The sequence below is a fragment of the Staphylococcus sp. SM3655 genome (assembly GCF_016917315.1).
GTDB lineage: Bacteria > Bacillota > Bacilli > Staphylococcales > Staphylococcaceae > Staphylococcus > Staphylococcus aureus.
Window position 1 is genome coordinate 1,290,948 of record NZ_CP070305.1, and the last position, 23,404, is coordinate 1,314,351.

General features: G+C 33.2%; 22 protein-coding genes. 20 read left to right on the forward strand and 2 right to left on the reverse strand.

The genetic code is table 11. The features are described from left to right. The first annotated feature begins 304 nt into the window (after positions 1–304). The 14 genes from lacA to JQN76_RS06445 all read left to right on the forward strand — a co-directional run bounded on the left by lacA (position 305) and on the right by JQN76_RS06445 (position 13,738). A complete protein-coding gene (gene lacA / locus JQN76_RS06380; protein ID WP_000974608.1) occupies positions 305–733 on the forward strand; it encodes a galactose-6-phosphate isomerase subunit LacA in 429 nt (142 codons plus the stop codon). 15 nt (positions 734–748) lie between these two features. Then, the gene (lacB, locus tag JQN76_RS06385; RefSeq protein WP_000684746.1) at positions 749–1,264 is read left to right on the forward strand and encodes a galactose-6-phosphate isomerase subunit LacB; all 516 of its coding nucleotides are present in this window, start codon (positions 749–751) and stop codon (positions 1,262–1,264) included. Positions 1,265–1,276: 12 nt separating this feature from the next. After that, the gene (gene lacC / locus JQN76_RS06390; protein WP_000604145.1) at positions 1,277–2,209 is read left to right on the forward strand and encodes a tagatose-6-phosphate kinase; all 933 of its coding nucleotides are present in this window, start codon (positions 1,277–1,279) and stop codon (positions 2,207–2,209) included. A gap of 3 nt (positions 2,210–2,212) precedes the next feature. Then, the gene (lacD, locus tag JQN76_RS06395) at positions 2,213–3,193 is read left to right on the forward strand and encodes a tagatose-bisphosphate aldolase (protein ID WP_000047010.1); all 981 of its coding nucleotides are present in this window, start codon (positions 2,213–2,215) and stop codon (positions 3,191–3,193) included. 21 nt (positions 3,194–3,214) lie between these two features. After that, entirely contained in the window at positions 3,215–3,526 is a 312-nt protein-coding gene (locus JQN76_RS06400) for a PTS lactose/cellobiose transporter subunit IIA (protein WP_001078309.1), read from the forward strand. Between the two features lie 5 nt (positions 3,527–3,531). After that, positions 3,532–5,244 (forward strand): lactose-specific PTS transporter subunit EIIC, encoded by a 1,713-nt coding sequence (locus tag JQN76_RS06405; RefSeq protein WP_000983330.1) that lies wholly within the window; start codon positions 3,532–3,534, stop codon positions 5,242–5,244. Between the two features lie 17 nt (positions 5,245–5,261). Continuing rightward, positions 5,262–6,674 carry a 6-phospho-beta-galactosidase gene (lacG, locus tag JQN76_RS06410; RefSeq protein WP_000169224.1) on the forward strand — a complete coding sequence of 471 codons (1,413 nt, stop codon included), beginning with the start codon at positions 5,262–5,264 and terminating at the stop codon, positions 6,672–6,674. Between the two features lie 265 nt (positions 6,675–6,939). After that, a complete protein-coding gene (locus JQN76_RS06415) occupies positions 6,940–7,809 on the forward strand; it encodes an alpha/beta hydrolase (protein ID WP_000719328.1) in 870 nt (289 codons plus the stop codon). A gap of 281 nt (positions 7,810–8,090) precedes the next feature. Continuing rightward, complete coding sequence (locus JQN76_RS06420; RefSeq protein WP_001180210.1) at positions 8,091–9,092, forward strand: NADP-dependent oxidoreductase; 1,002 nt, start codon at positions 8,091–8,093, stop codon at positions 9,090–9,092. Positions 9,093–9,325: 233 nt separating this feature from the next. Beyond that, positions 9,326–10,333 carry a zinc-binding alcohol dehydrogenase family protein gene (locus JQN76_RS06425; protein WP_000781941.1) on the forward strand — a complete coding sequence of 336 codons (1,008 nt, stop codon included), beginning with the start codon at positions 9,326–9,328 and terminating at the stop codon, positions 10,331–10,333. A gap of 307 nt (positions 10,334–10,640) precedes the next feature. Next, a complete protein-coding gene (locus tag JQN76_RS06430; RefSeq protein ID WP_000792338.1) occupies positions 10,641–12,203 on the forward strand; it encodes a BCCT family transporter in 1,563 nt (520 codons plus the stop codon). A gap of 174 nt (positions 12,204–12,377) precedes the next feature. Next, the gene (gene amaP / locus JQN76_RS06435; RefSeq protein ID WP_000825819.1) at positions 12,378–12,914 is read left to right on the forward strand and encodes an alkaline shock response membrane anchor protein AmaP; all 537 of its coding nucleotides are present in this window, start codon (positions 12,378–12,380) and stop codon (positions 12,912–12,914) included. 12 nt (positions 12,915–12,926) lie between these two features. Further along, positions 12,927–13,166: a DUF2273 domain-containing protein gene (locus JQN76_RS06440; protein ID WP_000002683.1), complete on the forward strand. Its 240-nt coding sequence runs from the start codon at positions 12,927–12,929 to the stop codon at positions 13,164–13,166. A gap of 62 nt (positions 13,167–13,228) precedes the next feature. Beyond that, on the forward strand, positions 13,229–13,738 hold the full coding sequence (locus JQN76_RS06445; RefSeq protein WP_000215236.1) for an Asp23/Gls24 family envelope stress response protein: 510 nt from the start codon (positions 13,229–13,231) through the stop codon (positions 13,736–13,738). A gap of 160 nt (positions 13,739–13,898) precedes the next feature. Here the strand turns inward: JQN76_RS06445 and sfaD are convergent, their stop codons facing one another. Continuing rightward, a complete protein-coding gene (sfaD, locus tag JQN76_RS06450) occupies positions 13,899–15,875 on the reverse strand; it encodes a D-ornithine--citrate ligase SfaD (RefSeq protein WP_001052562.1) in 1,977 nt (658 codons plus the stop codon). A 101-nt stretch (positions 15,876–15,976) separates the two neighbouring features. Between sfaD and sfaA the strand changes: the two genes are divergently transcribed. From sfaA to sfaC, 3 genes are read left to right on the forward strand one after another with little or no spacing between them, the layout of a single operon-like run. After that, entirely contained in the window at positions 15,977–17,170 is a 1,194-nt protein-coding gene (gene sfaA, locus JQN76_RS06455) for a staphyloferrin A export MFS transporter (RefSeq protein WP_000170397.1), read from the forward strand. Next, on the forward strand, positions 17,157–18,914 hold the full coding sequence (sfaB, locus tag JQN76_RS06460) for a staphyloferrin A synthetase SfaB (protein ID WP_000262634.1): 1,758 nt from the start codon (positions 17,157–17,159) through the stop codon (positions 18,912–18,914). Before sfaA ends, sfaB begins: the two co-directional genes overlap by 14 nt. Positions 18,915–18,920: 6 nt before the next feature. Continuing rightward, complete coding sequence (sfaC, locus tag JQN76_RS06465) at positions 18,921–19,991, forward strand: staphyloferrin A biosynthesis protein SfaC (protein WP_000951624.1); 1,071 nt, start codon at positions 18,921–18,923, stop codon at positions 19,989–19,991. A 100-nt stretch (positions 19,992–20,091) separates the two neighbouring features. On the opposite strand, the gene JQN76_RS06470 is transcribed toward sfaC, so the two are convergent. Beyond that, complete coding sequence (locus tag JQN76_RS06470) at positions 20,092–20,217, reverse strand: hypothetical protein (protein ID WP_001789076.1); 126 nt, start codon at positions 20,215–20,217, stop codon at positions 20,092–20,094. A gap of 165 nt (positions 20,218–20,382) precedes the next feature. On the opposite strand from JQN76_RS06470, the gene JQN76_RS06475 reads away from it, so the two are divergent. From JQN76_RS06475 to JQN76_RS06485, 3 genes are read left to right on the forward strand one after another with little or no spacing between them, the layout of a single operon-like run. After that, complete coding sequence (locus JQN76_RS06475; RefSeq protein ID WP_001214661.1) at positions 20,383–21,366, forward strand: ABC transporter substrate-binding protein; 984 nt, start codon at positions 20,383–20,385, stop codon at positions 21,364–21,366. Between the two features lie 11 nt (positions 21,367–21,377). Then, the gene (locus JQN76_RS06480; protein ID WP_000974906.1) at positions 21,378–22,409 is read left to right on the forward strand and encodes a FecCD family ABC transporter permease; all 1,032 of its coding nucleotides are present in this window, start codon (positions 21,378–21,380) and stop codon (positions 22,407–22,409) included. Then, positions 22,406–23,374, forward strand: coding sequence for a FecCD family ABC transporter permease (locus JQN76_RS06485; RefSeq protein WP_000989091.1), 969 nt, complete (start codon positions 22,406–22,408; stop codon positions 23,372–23,374). Before JQN76_RS06480 ends, JQN76_RS06485 begins: the two co-directional genes overlap by 4 nt. Positions 23,375–23,404 lie beyond the last annotated feature (30 nt).

Genomic DNA, 23,404 nt, shown 5'->3' on the forward strand with positions numbered 1-23,404 from the left:
CATTCATTTATGGGCTATTTTTTATGCAAATTTATGTCAACGGGAACCTCGACAAAGTTTTACTACAATTTCAGACGAATACCTAATTAAAACAACACCACAATATGAATGTTCACTTATTGTTTGAAAATACGTCATAAACAAACAGATTATAAACATATTATGTTGATTTATTGTTTGTTTATGTTTATAATTTAAACGTAATCAAATTGAAAGCCTTTTCTCAAGATTTTCATAACCTACAAATAAATATGTCACATTTTAAGAAAGGTATTTCAAAATTAAAGTAAAAAGGAGTCTTATTATGGCGATTATTATTGGTTCAGATGAAGCTGGCAAACGATTAAAAGAAGTCATCAAATCATACTTATTAGACAATAAATATGATGTTGTTGACGTAACAGAAGGACAGGAAGTTGACTTTGTTGATGCAACTTTGGCTGTAGCAAAAGATGTTCAAAGTCAAGAAGGTAACTTAGGTATTGTTATCGATGCATTTGGTGCAGGTAGCTTTATGGTTGCTACAAAAATCAAAGGCATGATTGCTGCTGAAGTATCAGATGAACGCTCTGGATATATGACTAGAGGCCATAACAATTCAAGAATGATCACTATGGGATCTGAAATTGTTGGAGACACATTAGCGAAAAATGTCGTTAAAGGTTTTGTTGAAGGTAAATACGATGGTGGTAGACACCAAATCCGCGTAGATATGCTTAATAAAATGTGCTAAGGAGGAAAAATTACTATGAAGATTGCATTAGGATGCGACCATATTGTTACAGATACAAAAATGCGTGTATCTGAATTTTTAAAATCAAAAGGACATGAAGTCATTGACGTAGGAACATACGATTTCACAAGAACACATTATCCAATTTTTGGTAAAAAAGTTGGCGAACAAGTTGTTAGCGGTAATGCAGACTTAGGTGTTTGTATTTGTGGAACAGGTGTTGGTATTAACAATGCTGTAAATAAAGTACCTGGCGTTCGTTCAGCACTAGTACGTGATATGACATCAGCGTTATATGCTAAAGAAGAATTAAATGCGAACGTTATTGGCTTTGGTGGACGTATTATAGGTGAGTTATTAATGTGCGATATTATCGATGCATTTATTAACGCTGAATATAAACCAACTGAAGAGAACAAAAAATTAATCGCTAAAATTAAACATTTAGAAACAAGCAATGCAGATCAAGCTGATCCACATTTCTTTGATGAATTCTTAGAAAAATGGGACAGAGGCGAATACCACGATTAAGGGACGACACATATGATTTTAACTTTAACATTAAATCCATCCGTTGATATTTCATATCCATTAACAGCATTGAAATTAGATGATGTTAATCGTGTTCAAGAAGTAAGTAAAACAGCTGGTGGTAAAGGTTTAAATGTAACAAGAGTACTTGCGCAAGTAGGCGAGCCAGTCCTTGCGAGTGGTTTTATTGGCGGTGAATTAGGTCAATTTATTGCTAAAAAATTAGATCATGCCAACATCAAGCATGCATTTTATAACATTAAGGGTGAAACACGAAACTGCATTGCAATTTTACATGAAGGGCAACAAACAGAAATTTTAGAGCAGGGACCGGAGATTGATAATCAAGAGGCTGCAGGATTTATTAAACATTTTGAACAATTATTAGAAAAAGTTGAAGCAGTTGCTATTTCAGGTAGCTTACCTAAAGGATTAAATCAAGATTATTATGCACAAATTATTGAACGATGCCAAAACAAAGGTGTGCCTGTGATATTGGACTGCTCGGGTGCAACTTTGCAAACTGTTTTGAAAAATCCATACAAACCAACAGTCATTAAACCAAACATTTCTGAACTATATCAATTGCTTAACCAGCCACTTGATGAAAGTTTAGAAAGTTTGAAACAGGCAGTGTCACAACCCTTATTCGAAGGGATTGAGTGGATTATTGTGTCTTTAGGTGCACAAGGTGCATTCGCTAAGCACAATCATACATTCTATAGAGTGAATATTCCGACAATAAGCGTATTAAATCCGGTTGGTTCAGGTGATTCTACAGTTGCTGGAATTACTTCAGCAATTCTCAATCATGAAAACGACCACGATTTACTAAAAAAAGCTAATACTTTAGGCATGCTGAATGCGCAAGAAGCACAAACAGGATATGTCAATTTAAATAATTATGATGAATTATTCAATCAAATTGAAGTTTTAGAGGTGTAAATAATGTCAAAATCTAATCAAAAAATCGCATCAATTGAACAATTAAGTAATAACGAAGGTATCATTTCTGCATTAGCATTTGACCAACGTGGTGCTTTAAAACGAATGATGGCTAAACATCAAACGGAAGAGCCAACTGTCGCTCAAATTGAACAATTAAAAGTATTGGTTGCGGAAGAATTAACACAATATGCGTCTTCAATTTTATTAGATCCAGAATACGGTTTACCAGCATCTGATGCACGTAACAAAGATTGTGGATTATTGCTAGCTTATGAAAAAACTGGTTATGACGTAAATGCTAAAGGTCGTTTACCTGACTGTTTAGTAGAGTGGTCTGCAAAACGTTTAAAAGAACAAGGCGCAAATGCTGTTAAATTCTTACTTTACTATGATGTTGATGATGCTGAAGAAATTAACATTCAAAAGAAAGCATACATTGAAAGAATCGGTTCAGAATGTGTTGCAGAAGATATTCCATTCTTTTTAGAAGTATTAACATACGATGACAACATTCCTGATAACGGTAGTGTTGAATTCGCAAAAGTTAAGCCTAGAAAGGTTAACGAAGCAATGAAATTATTCTCAGAACCACGCTTTAACGTTGATGTATTGAAAGTTGAAGTACCAGTAAACATGAAATATGTAGAAGGCTTTGCTGAAGGTGAAGTGGTTTATACAAAAGAGGAAGCGGCACAACACTTTAAAGATCAAGATGCAGCAACTCAGTTACCATACATTTACTTAAGTGCTGGTGTTTCTGCGGAATTATTCCAAGAAACTTTAAAATTTGCTCACGAAGCTGGTGCTAAATTCAACGGGGTACTTTGTGGCCGTGCTACATGGTCTGGTGCTGTTCAAGTATACATTGAACAAGGTGAAGATGCTGCTCGTGAATGGTTACGTACAACTGGTTTCAAAAATATTGATGACTTAAATAAAGTATTAAAAGATACTGCGACATCTTGGAAACAAAGAAAATAAGTTTAAAAGGGGATTAATGCTATGAATAGAGAAGAAGTCCAATTATTAGGTTTTGAAATTGTTGCATTTGCAGGGGATGCACGTTCTAAGTTTTTAGAAGCATTAACAGCAGCTCAAGCTGGAGATTTTGCAAAAGCAGATGCACTGATTGAAGAAGGAAACAATTGCATTGCGGAAGCGCATAGAGCACAAACAAGCCTGTTGGCTAAAGAAGCGCAAGGTGATGATATTGCATACAGTGTAACGATGATGCATGGTCAAGATCATTTAATGACAACAATTTTACTGAAAGATTTAATGAAGCATTTATTAGAATTTTATAAAAGAGGGTGATGACAATGATGCAAAAATTGATCGCACAAATTGAAAAAGGGAAGCCATTTTTCGAGAAATTATCACGTAACATATATTTAAGAGCCATCCGTGATGGATTTATTTCTGCAATGCCTGTCATCTTATTCTCAAGTATCTTTCTATTAATTGCATACGTGCCAAATATATTTGGTTTTAAATGGGATAAAGGCATGGAAGCCATTTTAATGAAACCATATAACTATACGATGGGGCTTGTAGCATTTTTAGTAGCAGGAACGACAGCGAAATCTTTAACAGATTCATTTAACCGTAAGCTAGAAAGTACAAATCAAATTAACTTTATTTCTACAATGCTAGCAGCGATGTGTGGATTCTTGTTCTTAGCTTCTGATCCAGCCAAAGATGGTGGATTCTTAAGTGCATTTATGGGAACTAAAGGTTTATTAACAGCATTCTTATCAGCATTTGTAACTGTTATTGTTTATAACTTCTGTGTGAAGCGCAATATTACAATTAAAATGCCGAAAGAAGTACCGCCGAATATTTCACAAGTATTTAAGGACTTAATTCCATTTTCAGCGGTAATCATCATTCTTTATGCATTAGATTTAGTCATTCGCAACAGCTTTAAATCAAATGTAGCGGAAGGTATTTTAAAATTATTCGAACCATTATTTACAGCAGCAGATGGATGGATTGGTGTCACAATTATCTTTGGTGCCTTTGCATTATTCTGGTTTGTAGGAATTCATGGTCCATCAATAGTAGAGCCAGCAATTGCAGCCATTACATATGCGAATATCGAAGCGAACTTCAAGTTGCTTCAAGCTGGAGAACACGCAGATAAAATTATTACATCAGGTACACAAATGTTTATCGTTACTTTTGGAGGTACGGGTGCAACATTGGTCGTCCCGTTCATGTTTATGTGGATGACGAAATCTAAACGAAACAAAGCGATTGGACGTGCATCAGTTGTACCAACATTCTTTGGTGTAAACGAACCAATTTTATTTGGTGCACCACTAGTATTGAATCCTGTGTTCTTTATTCCATTTGTATTAGCACCAATTGTTAACGTATGGATTTTCAAACTTTTCGTTGAAGTGTTAGGAATGAATAGTTTTAGTGTGAATTTACCTTGGACAACACCAGGTCCATTGGGCATTATCATGGGTACAGGTTTTGGTTTATGGTCATTCGTACTAGCTATTACTTTGATTGTTGTAGATATTATTATTTACTACCCATTCCTAAAAGTTTATGATAGTGAAATTCTTGATGAAGAAGAAGGACGTAAAGAAAGTAATTCAGATTTAAAAGAAAAAGTTGCAGCAAACTTTGATACGAAAAAAGCTGATTCAATTTTAGCGGCAAGTGGTGTATCAGACGATGCAGCTAAAGCTTCAAATATCACAGAACAAACAAATGTCTTAGTACTTTGTGCCGGTGGTGGTACAAGTGGATTATTAGCCAATGCACTTAATAAAGCAGCTGAAGAATATCATGTGCCAGTGAAAGCGGCAGCTGGCGGATATGGCGCACATATGGACATTATGAAAGAGTACCAATTAATCATTTTAGCGCCACAAGTTGCGTCTAACTATGAAGATATTAAGCAAGATACAGATAGATTAGGTATTAAATTAGCGAAGACTCAAGGTGCCGAATATATCAAATTGACACGAGATGGCCAAGCAGCCCTTGATTTCGTTCAACAACAATTTGAAAATTAAGAATAGGAGTTTTTCATATGACTAAAACATTACCTGAAGATTTTATTTTTGGTGGAGCAACAGCAGCATATCAAGCAGAAGGTGCGACAAATACGGATGGTAAAGGTCGCGTAGCATGGGATACGTATTTGGAAGAAAACTATTGGTACACTGCAGAACCAGCGAGTGATTTTTATAACAGATATCCAGTGGATTTAGAATTAAGTGAAAAATTCGGTGTTAATGGTATCCGTATTTCAATTGCATGGTCACGTATCTTCCCAAATGGATATGGCGAAGTTAACCCTAAAGGTGTTGAGTATTACCATAAGTTATTTGCAGAGTGTCATAAACGTCATGTTGAACCATTTGTAACATTGCATCATTTTGATACACCAGAAGTGTTACACAAAGATGGCGATTTTCTAAATCGTAAAACGATTGACTACTTTGTAGATTATGCTGAATATTGTTTTAAAGAATTCCCAGAAGTAAAATATTGGACTACATTCAATGAAATTGGACCTATTGGTGATGGTCAATATTTAGTAGGTAAATTCCCTCCAGGTATTAAATATGATTTTGAAAAAGTTTTCCAATCACATCACAATATGATGGTTGCTCATGCAAGAGCAGTAAAATTATTTAAAGATGGCGGCTATCAAGGAGAAATTGGTGTTGTACACGCATTGCCAACAAAATATCCGTTCGATCCATCAAATCCTGAAGATGTTCGTGCAGCAGAATTAGAAGATATCATCCATAATAAATTCATCTTAGATGCAACATATTTAGGTAAGTATTCTCGTGAAACGATGGAAGGTGTGCAACATATCTTATCTGTTAATGGCGGTAAATTAAATATTACAGATGAAGATTATGCCATTTTAGATGCAGCCAAAGATTTAAACGACTTCTTAGGTATCAATTACTACATGAGTGACTGGATGAGAGGTTACGATGGAGAATCTGAAATCACGCATAATGCGACAGGTGATAAAGGCGGTTCTAAATACCAACTTAAAGGTGTCGGACAACGTGAATTTGATGTCGACGTACCTCGCACAGACTGGGACTGGATGATCTATCCTCAAGGTTTATATGATCAAATCATGCGTGTTGTTAAAGATTATCCTAACTATCACAAGATTTATATCACTGAAAATGGTTTAGGATATAAAGATGAATTTATTGAATCTGAAAAAACAGTTCATGATGATGCACGTATTGATTATGTAAGACAACATTTGAACGTTATTGCAGATGCTATTAAAGATGGTGCAAATGTTAAAGGTTACTTTATTTGGTCATTAATGGATGTGTTCTCTTGGTCAAATGGTTATGAAAAACGATATGGTTTATTCTATGTCGATTTTGAGACTCAAGAACGTTATCCTAAGAAAAGTGCTTATTGGTACAAAGAGTTAGCCGAAACAAAAGAAATTAAATAATTATAGATATTAAAAGGCCTATCAGTCGAGTGCTGGTAGGTCTTTATTTATAGAAAGAGATAAATTAAACATGCATATACATATTTATATATTAATCAATGGGTGACACACCATTGAAAGCTAAAGAAGCAATCAATTAACAAACGTTAACGGACAACTTTCCAAAGTCATCTTAAAAGTTAATGATGTATTCAAAATCAACTAAAGGACATTTTTAATCACATCCTTTATACTTATATAAAAGACATGAATGGGAGTTAAAAGTGTGAAGAAAATTTTTGTAATTATTACGACATTGTTAGCGGTCGCTATTATTATAGGCTCTATTATTACGGTGGTGTTTAGTCAACGACAGGCACAAACATTTAAAATACAACAACAGCAATTTGTTAAAAAGCCAATTCCAACATTGTTCTTACATGGATTTGGTGGTAGTGCCAATTCTGAAAAGTTTATGGTGAAGCAAGCAGAAAAAAGAGGGGTAACTAAAGATATCATCACTGCTTACGTTTCAAAGGATGGTGCAGTGACATTTAAAGGGGAACTAAGAAAAGATGCAGTGAATCCTATTGTAAAAATTGAACTTGAAAATAACAGACAAGGCTATTTGGATAAGAATGCTGCGTGGTTTAAAAATGTACTGACTAAGTTACAATCTGAATACAATTTCGATAAATTCAACTTTGTCGGTCACTCAATGGGGAACTTAACATTTGCACAATATATGATGACATATGGTAACGACAAGTCACTGCCACAGTTAAACAAACAAGTGAATATTGCAGGGACATTTAATGGTGTTTTAAATATGAATGAAGATGTCAATGAAATTACAGTTGATAAAGATGGTAAACCAAGTCGAATGAATCAACCTTATCAGCAATTACGCGTGCTAAAAGATATTTATAAAGGTAAAGGTATCGAAGTGCTAAATATTTATGGAGATTTGAAAGATGGTACACATTCAGACGGCAGAGTGTCTAATAGTTCTTCGAAATCATTAAAATATTTACTGGGAAATAGTCCGAAAAGTTATCGAGAATCTAAATATGAAGGTGAGCCTGCACAACATAGTCAGCTTCATGAGAATGAAAATGTTGCTAATGAGTTAATCGACTTCTTATGGAAAAAATAAAGCAACTGCTAGTTTTCTGGGGCAAAAAAGCTTTTAATATTAGAGCTTTTCAAAAATTATCTATTGTTTGAGAGTTTCCATAAAATGTCTAAGTCGTAACATTTTAAATTTATGATTATAGCAAATATAATGTGGTTGAAGTTACATGAATGAATCAGTGCTTAAGTCAAAATATAACAACTAAGAATGTATTTGCATACAGACATCACGAAGACACAATTCAAACTTAACGCTTAAGTAACAAATAAGTAAAAGTTTCAAATAAAGAAAGGTGATTAATGATGCAAAATAAACAAATTCTTTTTAACAAAATACCAGAAGGCATGCCTCAAGAGGATACATTCAAAATTGAAGACATTGACACGCCTAAACTTGAGAGCGATGGTGTACTTGTACAAACGCTTTATATTTCAGTGGATCCATATATGAGAGGACGTATGACTAAGGCAGATTCGTATGTACAGCCTTTTGAAATTGGTAAACCGATTGTTAGCCATGTCGTTGCAAAAGTAATTGATTCGACACTCGCAGATTATAAAAAAGGAGATGTCGTTGTAGGTATGTTGCCTTGGCGAATCATTAATCATGTCCAAGCGGATCAAATTACTAAAGTTCCAACGACAGATGTACCACTTGATTTATATTTAAGTGTTTTAGGAATGCCAGGACAAACAGCATATCATGGTCTGCTTGATATTGGACAACCTAAAGCCGGTGATACTGTTGTGGTTTCAGCTGCATCTGGTGCTGTAGGTTCAGTTGTAGGTCAAATTGCTAAGATTAAAGGTTGCCGTGTAGTAGGTATTGCGGGTGGCGACAAAAAAGTAAATTATTTAACAGAGACACTGGGCTTTGACGCTGGTATTGATTATAAGAAAGAGGATTTTGCAGAAGCGTTAGCACAAGCAGTACCAGATGGTATTGATGTTTATTTTGAAAATGTTGGTGGAACAGTTGGCGATGAAGTATTTAAGCATTTAAATCGTTTTGCACGTGTACCAGTATGTGGCGCAATTTCGTCATATAATCATCCTGAAGCAGATATCGGACCACGTATTCAAGGTACGCTTATTAAGAAGCAAGTAATGATGAGAGGCTTCTTGGTAAGTGAATTCGCTAATGCTTTTAAAGAAGCTAGTGAACAGCTTGCAACATGGGTTCAAGAAGGTAAAATTCAGTCACAAGTAACCATTGAAGATGGTTTTGAAAATGCGCCACATGCATTTAAAAATTTATTTACTGGCGATAACTTTGGTAAACAAGTTATTAAAGTAACGGAATAATAAAGTATACGTTTTAACAAACTAACTTTGTTAATTGACTAAAATTTAATAATTTTTTATCTAAAGCAAATTTGTTCAGTAACATGGTAGAAATAAGTCTAAAATGTAATACGAAAGTCGTCTGTAATTATTTATATATTCAAATGAAAAAGGAGTCATGATGCTGCGATATAAGCACACATGGCTTCTATTTTGTATAATAAGAAATAAGTTCATAAATGAGGTGAAACGATATGAAAATGATAGGATTTGAGAAGCCCTTTAAATTGGAAGAAGGAAATTTATTTAAAGTATACGAACAAAGAAAGCCAACGCCAGAAAACGATGATATCTTAGTCAAAGTAAATAGCATTAGTGTAAATCCTGTAGATACAAAGCAACGACAAATGGAAGTCACTCAAGCACCTCGTGTACTTGGGTTTGATGCTATTGGTACTGTTGAAGCTATCGGACCAGACGTTACATTATTTAGTCCGGGTGACGTTGTATTTTATGCTGGATCGCCAAATAGACAAGGATCAAATGCGACATATCAATTGGTGTCAGAAGCTATAGTTGCAAAAGCACCACACAACATAAGTGCTAATGAAGCGGTTAGTCTACCGCTAACTGGTATTACGGCATATGAAACGTTTTTTGATACATTTAAAATTTCACATAATCCTTCTGAAAATGTAGGTAAATCCGTGTTAATCATTAATGGCGCTGGGGGTGTAGGAAGTATTGCCACTCAAATTGCTAAACGGTATGGTTTAACTGTCATTACAACAGCATCACGACAAGAAACAACAGAGTGGTGTGAAAAGATGGGCGCAGATATCGTATTGAATCATAAAGAGGATTTAGTGCGTCAATTTAAAGAAAAAGAAATTCCATTAGTAGATTATATATTTTGCACCTATAATACAGACTTGTATTACAATACTATGATTGAACTGATAAAACCATTAGGGCATATTGCAACTATCGTAGCTTTTAATGAAGATCAAGATTTAAATGCACTAAAATTAAAAAGTATAACATTTACACATGAATTTATGTTTGCGCGTCCAATTCATCGAACGCCTGATATGATTAAACAACATGAGTATTTAGAAGATATTACGAAAAATATAGAATCAGGGCATTACCAACCAACAACGACACAAGTTTTTGAAGGTTTATCACCTGAAAACTTATATCAAGCACATCAATTGTTGGAAAAACAATCAATGATTGGAAAATTAGTAATTAATATATAGTTTAGTAAGTAAAGTCGCCTTATGCAGAAAATACTGTATAGGGCGACTTATTTTTTGTGTCTAGCGACTATTGATTCTAAATGGAAATATGGCAACTTTGCAGGTATCAAATCAATAATGCACTAGAAAGGCATTACTTAAATACAATAAAATACTTTGTTGCTCAATGATAAATAATTTGAGTGTGTTTTATATATCATTTTTAAAAGATGAGGCATTATTAATTGTGTCTATATAAAATTACAAATGATTAAAATGTTGCAGTTATGGGTATGAACTTACCATTACACAGAAAGGGTTTGTATTTATGAAAAATAAATCAGTAAGTCTAGTGTTTTGGGTATCTTTAGTGATATGTACGATATTTGTTGCTTTTGGAGCAATATTTCCGAAACAGTTAGAAAAACTCACGCAAAACATTACTACATTTATTGCGCTACATTTTTCTTGGTATTATTTATTGCTCGTTTTAGTTATTTTATTTGTCTGTGTGTATATTTTATTTTCGAGATACGCAAACATTACATTAGGTGAAGAAGGCGAAGATCCTGAATTCTCATTGCCGTCTTGGTTTGCTATGTTATTTAGTGCTGGTATGGGAATAGGACTTGTGTTCTGGACAACGGCAGAACCAATCAGTCATGCCTTCAAATTAACGCCTATTCATAAAGCTGGCACGCAATCTGCAATTAATGATGCAATGCAGTTTTCATTTTTCCATTGGGGGATTCATGCATGGGCAGTCTATGGTATTGTCGCGCTTGTGTTTGCATATTTTAGCTTTCATAAAGGATATCCTGGCTTAGTCAGCGCTACATTGACGCCTTTATTAGGTGAAAAAGCAATGCGTGGCCCTTTAGGTGGTGCCATTGATGTATTGGCAGTCATAGCTACAGTAACAGGCGTTGCTGCAACATTAGGTTTCGGTGCATTGCAAATAAACGAAGGTTTACATTTTTTATTTAATGTACCGAGTAACTTCACGATGCAAGTAATCTTGATTGTCATTGCAACCATATTATTTACTTGGTCAGCATGGTCAGGTATCGATAAAGGTATCAAAACGTTGAGTAATATCAACATGTTACTTGCTTTTGTAGTACTTATTGGTCTTTTTATTGTTGGTCCAACACTTTACATTTTAAATACATTTACGAATGGTCTATGTAATTATATTGCAAATTTCTTTAGTATGAGTTTACGCATTCCGTCTGGCGGTCAAAAATTCCAATGGTTACAAAATTGGACAATCTTTTACTGGGCATGGTGGATATCTTGGGCGCCATTTGTAGGTATATTTATTGCACGTGTGTCAAAAGGACGTACGATTAAAGAATTTATTCTAGGTGTACTTTTTGTCCCGGCGTTAGTTTGCTTTATATTCTTTGCGGTATTCGGCGCGTCAGCAATTTACTTACAAGATAATCATATTGCCGATATTGCTAAAGCTGCGACAGAAACAGCAACTTTTGCGACGCTACAACATTATCCGCTAGGTTTTGTATTAAGCTTAATTACTTTACTTGTTATTATGATTTTCTTTGTTACATCAGCGGATTCGGCAACTTATGTTTTAGGTATGTTGAGTTCAAGTGGTGATATTAATCCGAAGTCATTTGTCAAAGTGAGTTGGGGTATCATTATGGCATTATTTGCAATCATCATGATTTACACAGGTGGTACTCAAGCGATTCAAAATTTATTAATCATTGCTGCGTTACCATTTTCCGTGGTCATTATAGCGATGATATGGTCGCTTATAAAATCTTTGAGTGAGGAGAAACCGAGAAATAGTAATAAGGTTTTAATTAAACATCGTGACCCAGATATTTTAGAATATCGTTCTTCAAAACATATTGACGAAAATTAATTAATAATGAGGTTTTATTTACAAAAACTAGGGAATATATTACTAAATGGTACTTCATCTTATATATTAAAAATAAATTTAAAGTTATTAATTTATTATGTTTAAGAAAAAAACTGATGGGTACATATTTAATATGTTTTTAAATTAACTTTAACTAAGGAGGTGTCGTTAGGGGTGAAACGACTTAAAAACTTTATCCTTGGCTTATTAATAGTAGTAATCGTGGGGTTCCTGTTATTCATGTATATCCAAGATGGACGTATAACTGAATATCAAGACTACTTCCTTCAATTTGAATGGTTCCAACCATTACTTATTTCACTTGCTGCACTATTGATATTAATAGGTCTTATATTAGTATTTAGTATCTTCAAACCTACGCATCGAAAACCTGGATTATACAAAGACTTCGATGATGGTCATGTTTACGTATCTCGTAAAGCTGTTGAAAAGACGGCATTCGATACGGTTGCAAAATATGATCAAGTAAGACAACCAAATGTAGTTGCGAAACTATATAACAAAAAAAATAAATCTTATATCGACATTAAAACTGACTTTTTCGTACCAAATAATGTTCAAGTTCAATCTTTAACTGAAGCAATTCGTTCGGATATTAAAAAGAATGTAGAATATTTCACAGAAATGCCAGTACGTAAGTTAGAAGTTAATGTGAGAGATCAGAAAACTTCTGGTCCACGAGTGTTGTAAGGGAGGTATATCATGGCTAACAATCATAACCAAAACGGACAAGACTCTACACAACAAGTGATTAATTTTTTAAAAGTATTTAAATGGAGAATCGTTGGTTTCCTAGCGTTTCTATTAATCGCGATATTATTCTTAACGTTAGGTTTTTGGAAAACAGTACTTATCATCGTTTTATGTTTAATTGGTGTAGGTATTGGGTATATGAAAGACCGTAAGCAAGATTTTATGAATTTTTTAAATCGATGGAGTTAATTCATCAATTTAGAATTTAATTAAAAAAATATAAAAATTAACAAGTAAAAGGAGAATCTATTATGACTGTAGATAACAATAAAGCAAAACAAGCATACGACAATCAAACTGGTGTTAACGAAAAAGAAAGAGAAGAGCGTCAAAAACAACAAGAACAAAATCAGGAGCCTCAATTCAAAAACAAATTAACATTCTCTGATGAAGTTGTTGAAAAAATTGCTGGTATCGCTGCACGTGAAGTTAAAGGTATCTTAGATATGAAAGGTGGCTTAACTGATACATTCACTAATGCATTCTCAAGTGGCAACAATGTTACTCAAGGTGTATCTGTTGAAGTTGGTGAAAAACAAGCTGCTGTAGACTTAAAAGTAATCTTAGAATATGGTGAATCAGCACCAAAAATCTTCCGTAAAGTAACTGAATTAGTTAAAGAACAAGTTAAATATATTACTGGTTTAGATGTAGTTGAAGTTAACATGCAAGTTGACGATGTAATGACTCAAAAAGAGTGGAAACAAAAACACGAAAAAAATAACGAAAACAATAACCAAGAAAGACAAGGTTTACAATAAGTTATTCGATAAAAAAGCTCGGCACTCAATTTAAGTGCCGAGCTTTTTTGTGATTTTTAATAATTTGAATATGGAAAATGTATTATTCTCTCATTTGTATAGATTGTATTTAATAAGTTAATGTAATCCTTGAGCTCACGATTAATAAAATTCTATAATTTTAATTATTTTCTCGATACAAAGGGTTATTAACTTTAATATAAGTATAATGATGTGCCTCATCTTCAAGACGCATTGTTGTAACACACTTATAATCTATAAATGGCGCGAACATGGTATCTTTAATTTCATTTATGCGATTCTCATTTACTTGATTAGATTTGTGTGTCGAAAGTACAAGTTGATCAAAAATGTTATCTAGTACATCACGAACGATATACCACATATGTCTTTCTAAGTTTGAATCATTTGATGCTTTAGAGATTGTAAGAATTAATTCGCCTAAATGGTTTTGAACGGTAGAATAAAAGGCTTTGTTAAACACAGACGTTTTTGAATCAGTAAGAATTCTTGATTTTTCATGGAAATGAGATGTACTGTATCCCATTTCATTTAGTTGTGCTTTATCAATTCTTAAACCTTCAAAGTCTCTAATATACATCGTGTCCAATAGACCATCTTTCCGAAATGTTGCAATAGCATTTTGCAAGTGAGCCTCTAATGCAATGCCATATTTAGTAACTAGTGGGATTACGAGACCAAGCAATGCTTTACTATAAGTTTCAATCCACGATTTCGCCGATGATTCAAAATCAGACAATGATGCAGCTAATTGATAACGTTTAATCAATGTCACGATAGGTGATTCATTGTTAAATGGGTAGGTTGCAACTAAGCTTGAAGGAATCATTGGTGTGACTTCTTGTGGAATCATTTGGTATATGTTTTTTCTAAATAATGTACCTAATTGTTCACTTCGTTCAGTTTGATAGTCTGCTTCGTCTTGCACATTATAAAAATGAATACCAGCAACTTCATCAATAATTGTTGATGCATAGGACTTAAATATGACATCTTTCTCCAAAATATCATTTAAAATACGTGTCATTAGTGGACCATTGTGCGTCGTTTGTTCTGATAATGTACGAATTTCACCTGTAATATGAACGTTTGTCGACAATTTGATGTGTGGCGACATAGCTGGGTATTTAGGAACTAATGTTCTGAAAGATAAACCAGCATAATAATCCAACGTATGTTTTGCTTCAATGATTAATTCTTTATCTACTTCTGCTTGATAATCAGAATGTAATACGTCATCTAATTGCCATGGATGAACAATCATAATGTGATAATCATTAAAGTTAAACTTTGGCGTAAATTCATTTTCTAATTGTTTAATTAATTCCGGAAATAGTTGATGAACAGTTGTATCATAATCTTTAGACAGTGACATAGTCCGGCCTAATTTACTGTGAATCAGTACTATTTTCAACTTAATAGGTTGATTGAATTCTGAAGAATATAGGAATGTTTGTAATGCATTTAAACCTTTACGTAATTTAGCCCCAGGATGTAGCGGATGACCTTCAATAACGGCTTGCTCTGAACGCAAGTAACTATCTTCGCTATTTTCGATAATATTAAATAAAGGTGCAGAATCATGTTGCATTGACAGTGCTTGATAGCTAATTGCAAATGTCATATTAGTTGCACTGTTTATTAAATCTTGCTGAAATTGATCACTAGCAGCATTTTTTAAATCTGGTGCTTCAATTAAAATACACTCAAGAATTTCATTTGGATGGTGTACTCGTGTAATCGTATTTGTAATGTCATCTTTAATGTAGAAAGGGCCTTCAACATCAATTCGATCAAAGGCGTGTTCTCCAGTGATAGGAGCATATAATGTTTGCTTAGCTTGTGGGAACTGGATTTCTAGTATATGAGTCGTTGAGATATCTAACATAATCAAATCACGACTCAATATTTTCTTACTTTGAGTGCGCGCTTTAACTAAGTTTTCGCGATGCATTGATGTGACTAATCTCTGAGTGACTTTATCTCTTCCTTGTAAAATCATCTCTTTAAAAATATTAGCCCAATCGCTATTATGTTGTTGTAAAAATAAATATGTTTCTTGTTCTTCTTTGTTAAATTTTAATGTCTGTTCTTTAAAAATTAAGTTCAAGTTCATAATTCACCTCTATGAAATATTTTACAAAAGCAAGATAGATTTGTATAATCCATATTAATGATAATGATTCTTATTATCAACAGAATGCGGGTGTAAGTTTTATGACAAAATATTTTTTTAGCAGTTCTTTTCTACTATTTCTAGGTAATTGGATTGGACAAATAGGGCTAAATTGGTTTGTGCTTACCACTTATCATAACGCAGTTTATCTGGGGATTGTCAATTTTTGCAGACTTGTACCAATATTATTACTAAGTGTGTGGGCAGGGGCAATTGCCGATAAGTATGATAAAGGGCGATTGCTGAGAATTACAATTTCATCATCATTTTTAGTAACTGCAATTTTATGTGCGCTCACGTATAGTTTCACTGCAATTCCAATTAGCGTCATTATTATATATGCGACATTAAGAGGGATTTTAAGTGCGGTTGAAACACCTTTAAGACAAGCAATCTTACCAGATTTATCAGATAAAATATCTACTACACAAGCTGTATCATTTCATTCATTCATCATTAATATTTGTCGTTCAATAGGGCCTGCCATTGCTGGTGTCATATTAGCAGTCTATCATGCGCCAACAACATTTCTTGCACAGGCAATTTGTTATTTTATCGCAGTTTTATTATGCTTACCATTACATTTTAAAGTAACTAAAATACCTGAAGATGCAACAAGATTCATGCCGTTAAAAGTTATTATAGATTACTTCAAATTACATATGGAAGGTCGACAAATATTTATAACATCATTATTGATTATGGCGACAGGTTTTTCATATACGACACTTTTACCAGTTTTGACAAACAAAGTATTTCCGGGGAAATCTGAAATATTTGGTATCGCTATGACGATGTGTGCCATTGGTGGTATTATTGCAACGCTAGTTTTACCTAAAGTACTTAAATATATTGGTATGGTAAATATGTATTATTTAAGTTCATTTTTATTTGGCATTGCTTTGTTAGGTGTGGTATTTCACAATATTGTCATCATGTTCATTTGTATTACATTGATTGGGTTATTTAGTCAATGGGCACGTACGACAAATCGCGTTTATTTTCAAAATAATGTTAAAGATTATGAACGTGGTAAAGTACTGAGTATTATTATGATGGATAGAGGTATGATTCCATTGGGAAGTCTATTAATGAGTATATGTGCAGATGTGTTTGGCATTGTTAGAACTTTTTCAATAATGGGAATAAGTACTATATGCATTACAATGGTATTCTATTTTATAAATAGAAAGTTGAAGTTAAAGTTGGAGGAAAGTAATCATGGTATATCTTGAATGGGCAAAGGCAGATAGAAATATTCAATATCGTGTAATTAACGCCATTATTAAAGAACGTATTTACCCCGAGCAAACATTTATTTCGCAAAAAGGATCTTTAATTGAAATTCAGTATCATATGCATGTGTTGACTATTGAAGTTGTTAGAAAAAGTGCATTAGAACGCTATGAGTTTACAGGTGATATTGCTTATTTAAATAAAGGTGAAACGTCATTAATTATAACTTTAGAAGGTTTGTTAGATGTGTTGAATCATGACTTTGATATCCCTATTTCAGAGCGACTACGCGAAGAGTTAATACACAGTCGAGATAGTTTAGTTGAAACATATAAGCAAATGTCTCACAGACAAACATTAATAAGTCAAAGTTTTAAATTTTCAAGATTACCACAAGATATTAACTTTTTTTCATGGTTACAACATGTAAAAGATAGTGATAAGACAGATGATTTAACTTATTCTGAGAGCTTGGTACCAGAGGGGCATCCAACACACCCTTTAACCAAAACGAAATTGCCCTTAACTATGGAAGAAGTACGAGCATATGCACCTGAGTTTGAAAAAGAAATCCCTTTGCAAATTATGATGATTGAAAAAGATCATGTTGTGTGCACAGCTATGGATGGTAATGATCAATTTATTATTGATGAAATAATTCCCGAATACTACAATCAGATTCGTGTGTTTTTAAAGAGTTTAGGTTTGAAAAGTGAAGACTATAGAGCGATTTTAGTACATCCTTGGCAATATGATCATACGATAGGGAAATATTTTGAAGCATGGATTGCTAAAAAAATATTAATTCCAACGCCGTTTACAATACTTTCAAAAGCAACTTTATCATTTAGGACGATGTCTTTAATTGATAAACCATACCATGTTAAGTTGCCCGTCGATGCACAAGCAACAAGTGCCGTTAGAACAGTCTCAACTGTGACTACTGTAGATGGACCAAAGTTAAGTTATGCTTTACAAAACATGTTGAATCAATATCCAGGATTTAAAGTTGCTATGGAACCGTTCGGTGAATATGCAAATGTTGATAAAGATAGGGCACGTCAGCTTGCTTGTATTATAAGACAAAAGCCTGAAATTGATGGAAAAGGTGCAACAGTAGTTAGTGCAAGTCTAGTTAATAAAAATCCAATAGATCAAAAAGTTATCGTGGATAGTTACTTAGAGTGGTTAAATCAAGGAATTACTAAAGAAAGTATTACGACATTTATTGAACGATACGCTCAAGCATTAATCCCGCCTTTAATTGCTTTTATTCAAAATTATGGAATTGCATTAGAAGCACACATGCAAAATACAGTAGTGAACTTGGGGCCACATTTTGACATTCAATTTTTAGTGAGAGATTTAGGTGGTTCTAGAATTGATTTAGAAACATTACAACATCGTGTATCAGATATTAAAATTACAAATGATAGTTTAATAGCTGATTCTATAGATGCAGTGATTGCAAAATTCCAACATGCTGTTATTCAAAATCAAATGGCAGAATTAATCCATCATTTTAATCAGTATGATTGTGTTGAAGAAACCGAATTATTTAACATAGTACAGCAAGTAGTAGCGCATGCTATTAACCCAACACTACCACATGCAAATGAGTTAAAAGATATTTTGTTTGGACCAACAATTACTGTCAAAGCGTTGTTAAATATGAGAATGGAAAATAAAGTAAAGCAATATTTAAATATTGAGTTAGATAATCCGATAAAAAAAGAGGTGTAGTACTACATGGCACACGTTAACATAAATATATCGAAGATTAAATATAACGCCAAAGTACTTCAAACAGTTTTTCAAAGTAAAAATATACAATTCACACCAGTAATTAAGTGTATAGCTGGTGACCGTACAATTGTAGAAAGCTTAAAAGCGTTAGGTATCAATCATGTTGCAGAATCCAGATTGGATAACATAATTAGTATTGCAGATCAGGATTTAACATATACGTTATTGCGTACGCCTGCCAAAAAAGAGATTTCAGATATGATAGAAAAAGTTGATATGAGTATCCAAACAGAATTATCTACCATACATCAAATAAATGAAGTAGCAGAAGTTTTAGGAAAAAAACATAAGATTTTATTAATGGTAGATTGGAAAGATGGCCGTGAAGGTGTTCTGACTTATGATGTTTTAGATTATATTAAAGAGATTATTCACTTGAAAAATATCCATTTTGTAGGTTTAGCATTCAATTTTATGTGTTTTAAATCTGATGCGCCAAGTGATGATGATATCTTTATGATTAATCGATTCGTCTCAGCTGTTGAAAGAGAAATAGGATATCGATTGAAAATTATTTCAGGTGGTAATTCGAGCATGTTACCACAACTTTTATATAATGATTTGGGTAAAATAAATGAATTGCGAATAGGTGAAACGTTGTTTAGAGGTGTTGATACAACGACAAATCAAGCGATCGCTATGTTATATCAAGATGCGATTACATTGGAGGCTGAGATTTTAGAAATTAAACCTCGAGTTAATACACAAACGCATGAATCATTCTTACAAGCTATTGTAGATATTGGTTATTTAGATACAAAAGTCGATAATATTTCACCTATGGATCAGCATATCAATATTTTAGGCGCTTCGAGTGATCATTTAATGCTTGATTTAAATGGTCAAGGACACTATCAAGTTGGAGATCATATATCTTTTTCATTAAATTATGAAGCACTTTCTCATTCGATGTATATGAAAAATTTACATAAGGTATATATTGATGATTCAAAGATTGATACGCTACTTCAAAATTTTGATGTGAAATCTCCTGCTATGGTAAACCAATATTAATATATTTATCAATAAGTCTAAGTTGACAAGTTATACTACATATCGTTTGCACGGTTGTATCATAATTGTTCAACTTAGATTTTTTGTATTTGTTGATTTATCAAATTAAGTGCAACAGTTCGTCACATAAAATTGCAACAGATAATATCAGCTGAATTACAGGGATAACGGTCATGCTAAATGGTGTCAATTGTATTAATGCAAAGATGATATAGCAATGATACATTATCAGTATTTTGTCTAAGGAAATGTGCTAATTGTAGTCATAATTATTAGAGGAAATATATAGTCATACATTTTAGAAATATAAAAAAGATTGAACGCTACTTGACAATGATAATTGTTATCAATAAAATAATAAATGAAGTTATACATATTAAGGAGTGGAACGATGAGAGGTCTAAAAACTTTTAGTATATTGGGATTAATAGTTGCCTTACTTTTAGTTGCAGCTTGTGGTAATACGGATAATTCAAGTAAAAAAGAATCATCAACTAAAGATACTATTTCGGTAAAAGATGAAAATGGTACAGTAAAAGTACCTAAAGATGCAAAACGTATCGTTGTATTAGAGTACTCATTTGCAGATGCATTAGCAGCATTAGACGTTAAACCAGTTGGTATTGCTGATGATGGTAAGAAAAAACGTATCATTAAACCAGTTAGAGAAAAAATTGGGGATTATACTTCTGTAGGTACACGTAAACAGCCAAACTTAGAAGAAATTAGTAAATTAAAACCGGATTTAATTATCGCTGATAGCAGTAGACATAAAGGTATTAATAAAGAATTAAACAAAATTGCACCAACATTATCATTAAAGAGTTTTGATGGAGACTACAAACAAAATATTAATTCGTTCAAAACAATTGCTAAAGCTTTAAATAAAGAAAAAGAAGGCGAAAAACGTCTTGCTGAGCATGATAAATTAATCAATAAGTATAAAGATGAAATTAAATTTGATAGAAATCAAAAAGTGCTTCCAGCAGTAGTTGCTAAAGCTGGTTTATTAGCACATCCAAACTATTCATATGTTGGACAATTTTTAAACGAACTAGGATTTAAAAATGCATTAAGTGACGATGTAACAAAAGGTTTAAGTAAATATTTGAAAGGACCTTACTTACAATTAGACACTGAACATTTAGCTGATTTAAATCCAGAGCGTATGATCATTATGACAGATCATGCTAAAAAAGATTCTGCTGAATTCAAGAAGTTACAAGAAGATGCAACATGGAAAAAGTTGAATGCAGTTAAAAATAATCGCGTGGATATTGTTGACCGTGATGTTTGGGCAAGATCTCGTGGCTTAATTTCTTCTGAAGAAATGGCTAAAGAACTTGTTGAATTATCAAAAAAAGAACAAAAGTAAGGTGGAAGTAAATGGCTATAAAAGAAATAAGTAGCCAATCTGCCATAGATCATAAAAGAAAAAGACGCACAACACTCACGTATATAGTGAGTTTGTGCTTTCTTTTTATTTGTATATATTTAAATATGGCGATTGGTTCTTCGAAAATTAATTTTAGCGATATCATTCACTATGTTACTGGTCATACAGATACGAAAGCAACGTTTTTATTGCATAATGTACGTATGCCAAGGATGATTGCAGGGTTATTTATTGGCGGTGCATTAGCGGTATCTGGTTTGTTAATGCAAGCAATGACACGCAATCCGCTAGCATCACCTAAAATTTTTGGTGTCAGTTCTGGTGCATCGTTTTTCATTGTATTTGTGACGATTATCATTCCAGCATTAGAATATTATGCATTATATTTAGGTGTGATAGGTGCATTTATAGGTGGTTTAACTGTTTATACACTTTCAGGTGCTACGAAAGGTATGACACCCATTAAATTAGCATTGGCTGGTATGGCCATCCATTTGTTTTTTAGTAGTATGACCGAAGGTATTATTATTTTGAATGAGAATTCAAACGAACAAGTGATGTTTTGGCTTGTCGGTTCATTATCCAGTATGAAGTGGGATGAAATTTTAACCATTCTACCATGGATTATTGGTGCTTTAATTGTAACGATTTTTATTGGACGTCAACTAACGATAATGGAACTAGGCGATGACATTGCTAAGGGATTGGGTCAAAATATAAATAAAGTTAGAATTATCATTGGACTATTAGTCATTATTCTTACAGGTATGTCGGTGTCAGTGGCAGGACCAATTGGATTTGTTGGCTTAATCGTACCGCATATAGTCAAACGCTATGTGAGTAAGAATTATTTAGTCATGATTCCATTAACATTTATTATAGGTGCAGATTTGTTACTACTATCAGATGTATTAAGTCGTTTAATTACATATCCTTATGAATCACCAGTAGGGATTGTTACATCATTCGTAGGTGCACTTTACTTCTTATTTATAACGATTAAAGGGGTGAAAAGAATATGATGACAACGAAAATTATACGTCGTTATAGTTTAATCACAATCCTTTTAATTGTGAGTATATTCATAAGTTTATGTGTAGGGTCTGTCATGATTCATCCGATTGATGCTATTAAGGGAATCTTTACACAAGATGATTTTATTTTAAATGAGTATCGTATACCTAGAACATTACTTGGTATTATTATCGGTAGTAGCTTGGCTATTTCAGGTGCAATTATACAAGCTGTAATAAGAAACCCGTTAGCCTCACCTGATGTTATAGGTATTTCTAAAGGTGCCAGTTTAGCTGCTGTGATTATTATTATGACCTTTCCAACAGCACCATTGTTTGTATTACCTATAGGTTCATTCTTAGGTGCCTTTGCAGTAAGTTTATTTTTATCATTTTTAATTTCAAAATATGATGTTAAAGGTTCAAAGCTTGCCTTAATTGGTTTAGCAATAGGCGCAATATGTACGGCGATTGTGCAGTTCTTATTAATCAGAAATCCACTGGAAGCAAACAAAGCGCTTGTTTGGTTGACAGGTAGTCTATATGGACATGATATGTCGAATATTTATACTATATTACCTTGGTTTTTAATAACGATACCAATCATCATTTTATTGAGTTATCAATTAGATGTATTGAATCTAGGTGATGCTGTTGCAACCGCACTCGGTTTAAAAGTTAAAACTATTAAAATGCTATTGTTAATTTTAGCAGTAATATTAGCAGGATCCGCAATTTCAGTTGTCGGTGGTATTAGCTTTTTAGGATTAATTGCACCTCATATTGCGAGACAATTAATAGGAAATAAAACATTACACGTTATTATCATGTCGGGGTTAATTGGTGCTATATTGTTAACATTTGGAGATGGTTTAGCCCGTGGCATTCATCCGCCACTGGATATTCCTGTTGGGGTTATCATTGCAATTATCGGTGCACCATACTTCTTAATATTATTACGAAGAATGAAATAACTAACATATGATTAGAGTTTAAAAAAGGTT

Excerpts from the sequence above, each read along its gene's own strand:
- JQN76_RS06405 (WP_000983330.1), top strand. The coding sequence starts at position 3,532 with ATGATGCAAAAATTGATCGCACAAATTGAAAAAGGGAAGCCATTTTTC.
- lacC (WP_000604145.1), top strand. The coding sequence starts at position 1,277 with ATGATTTTAACTTTAACATTAAATCCATCCGTTGATATTTCATATCCA.
- sfaA (WP_000170397.1), top strand. The coding sequence starts at position 15,977 with ATGACAAAATATTTTTTTAGCAGTTCTTTTCTACTATTTCTAGGTAAT.
- JQN76_RS06425 (WP_000781941.1), top strand. The coding sequence starts at position 9,326 with ATGAAAATGATAGGATTTGAGAAGCCCTTTAAATTGGAAGAAGGAAAT.
- JQN76_RS06480 (WP_000974906.1), top strand. The coding sequence starts at position 21,378 with ATGGCTATAAAAGAAATAAGTAGCCAATCTGCCATAGATCATAAAAGA.
- lacA (WP_000974608.1), top strand. The coding sequence starts at position 305 with ATGGCGATTATTATTGGTTCAGATGAAGCTGGCAAACGATTAAAAGAA.
- JQN76_RS06440 (WP_000002683.1), top strand. The coding sequence starts at position 12,927 with ATGGCTAACAATCATAACCAAAACGGACAAGACTCTACACAACAAGTG.
- JQN76_RS06470 (WP_001789076.1), bottom strand. The coding sequence starts at position 20,217 with ATGTATCATTGCTATATCATCTTTGCATTAATACAATTGACACCATTT.
- JQN76_RS06400 (WP_001078309.1), top strand. The coding sequence starts at position 3,215 with ATGAATAGAGAAGAAGTCCAATTATTAGGTTTTGAAATTGTTGCATTT.
- lacD (WP_000047010.1), top strand. The coding sequence starts at position 2,213 with ATGTCAAAATCTAATCAAAAAATCGCATCAATTGAACAATTAAGTAAT.
- JQN76_RS06445 (WP_000215236.1), top strand. The coding sequence starts at position 13,229 with ATGACTGTAGATAACAATAAAGCAAAACAAGCATACGACAATCAAACT.
- lacG (WP_000169224.1), top strand. The coding sequence starts at position 5,262 with ATGACTAAAACATTACCTGAAGATTTTATTTTTGGTGGAGCAACAGCA.
- lacB (WP_000684746.1), top strand. The coding sequence starts at position 749 with ATGAAGATTGCATTAGGATGCGACCATATTGTTACAGATACAAAAATG.
- sfaD (WP_001052562.1), bottom strand. The coding sequence starts at position 15,875 with ATGAACTTGAACTTAATTTTTAAAGAACAGACATTAAAATTTAACAAA.
- JQN76_RS06430 (WP_000792338.1), top strand. The coding sequence starts at position 10,641 with ATGAAAAATAAATCAGTAAGTCTAGTGTTTTGGGTATCTTTAGTGATA.
- sfaC (WP_000951624.1), top strand. The coding sequence starts at position 18,921 with ATGGCACACGTTAACATAAATATATCGAAGATTAAATATAACGCCAAA.
- JQN76_RS06475 (WP_001214661.1), top strand. The coding sequence starts at position 20,383 with ATGAGAGGTCTAAAAACTTTTAGTATATTGGGATTAATAGTTGCCTTA.
- sfaB (WP_000262634.1), top strand. The coding sequence starts at position 17,157 with ATGGTATATCTTGAATGGGCAAAGGCAGATAGAAATATTCAATATCGT.
- JQN76_RS06420 (WP_001180210.1), top strand. The coding sequence starts at position 8,091 with ATGCAAAATAAACAAATTCTTTTTAACAAAATACCAGAAGGCATGCCT.
- JQN76_RS06485 (WP_000989091.1), top strand. The coding sequence starts at position 22,406 with ATGATGACAACGAAAATTATACGTCGTTATAGTTTAATCACAATCCTT.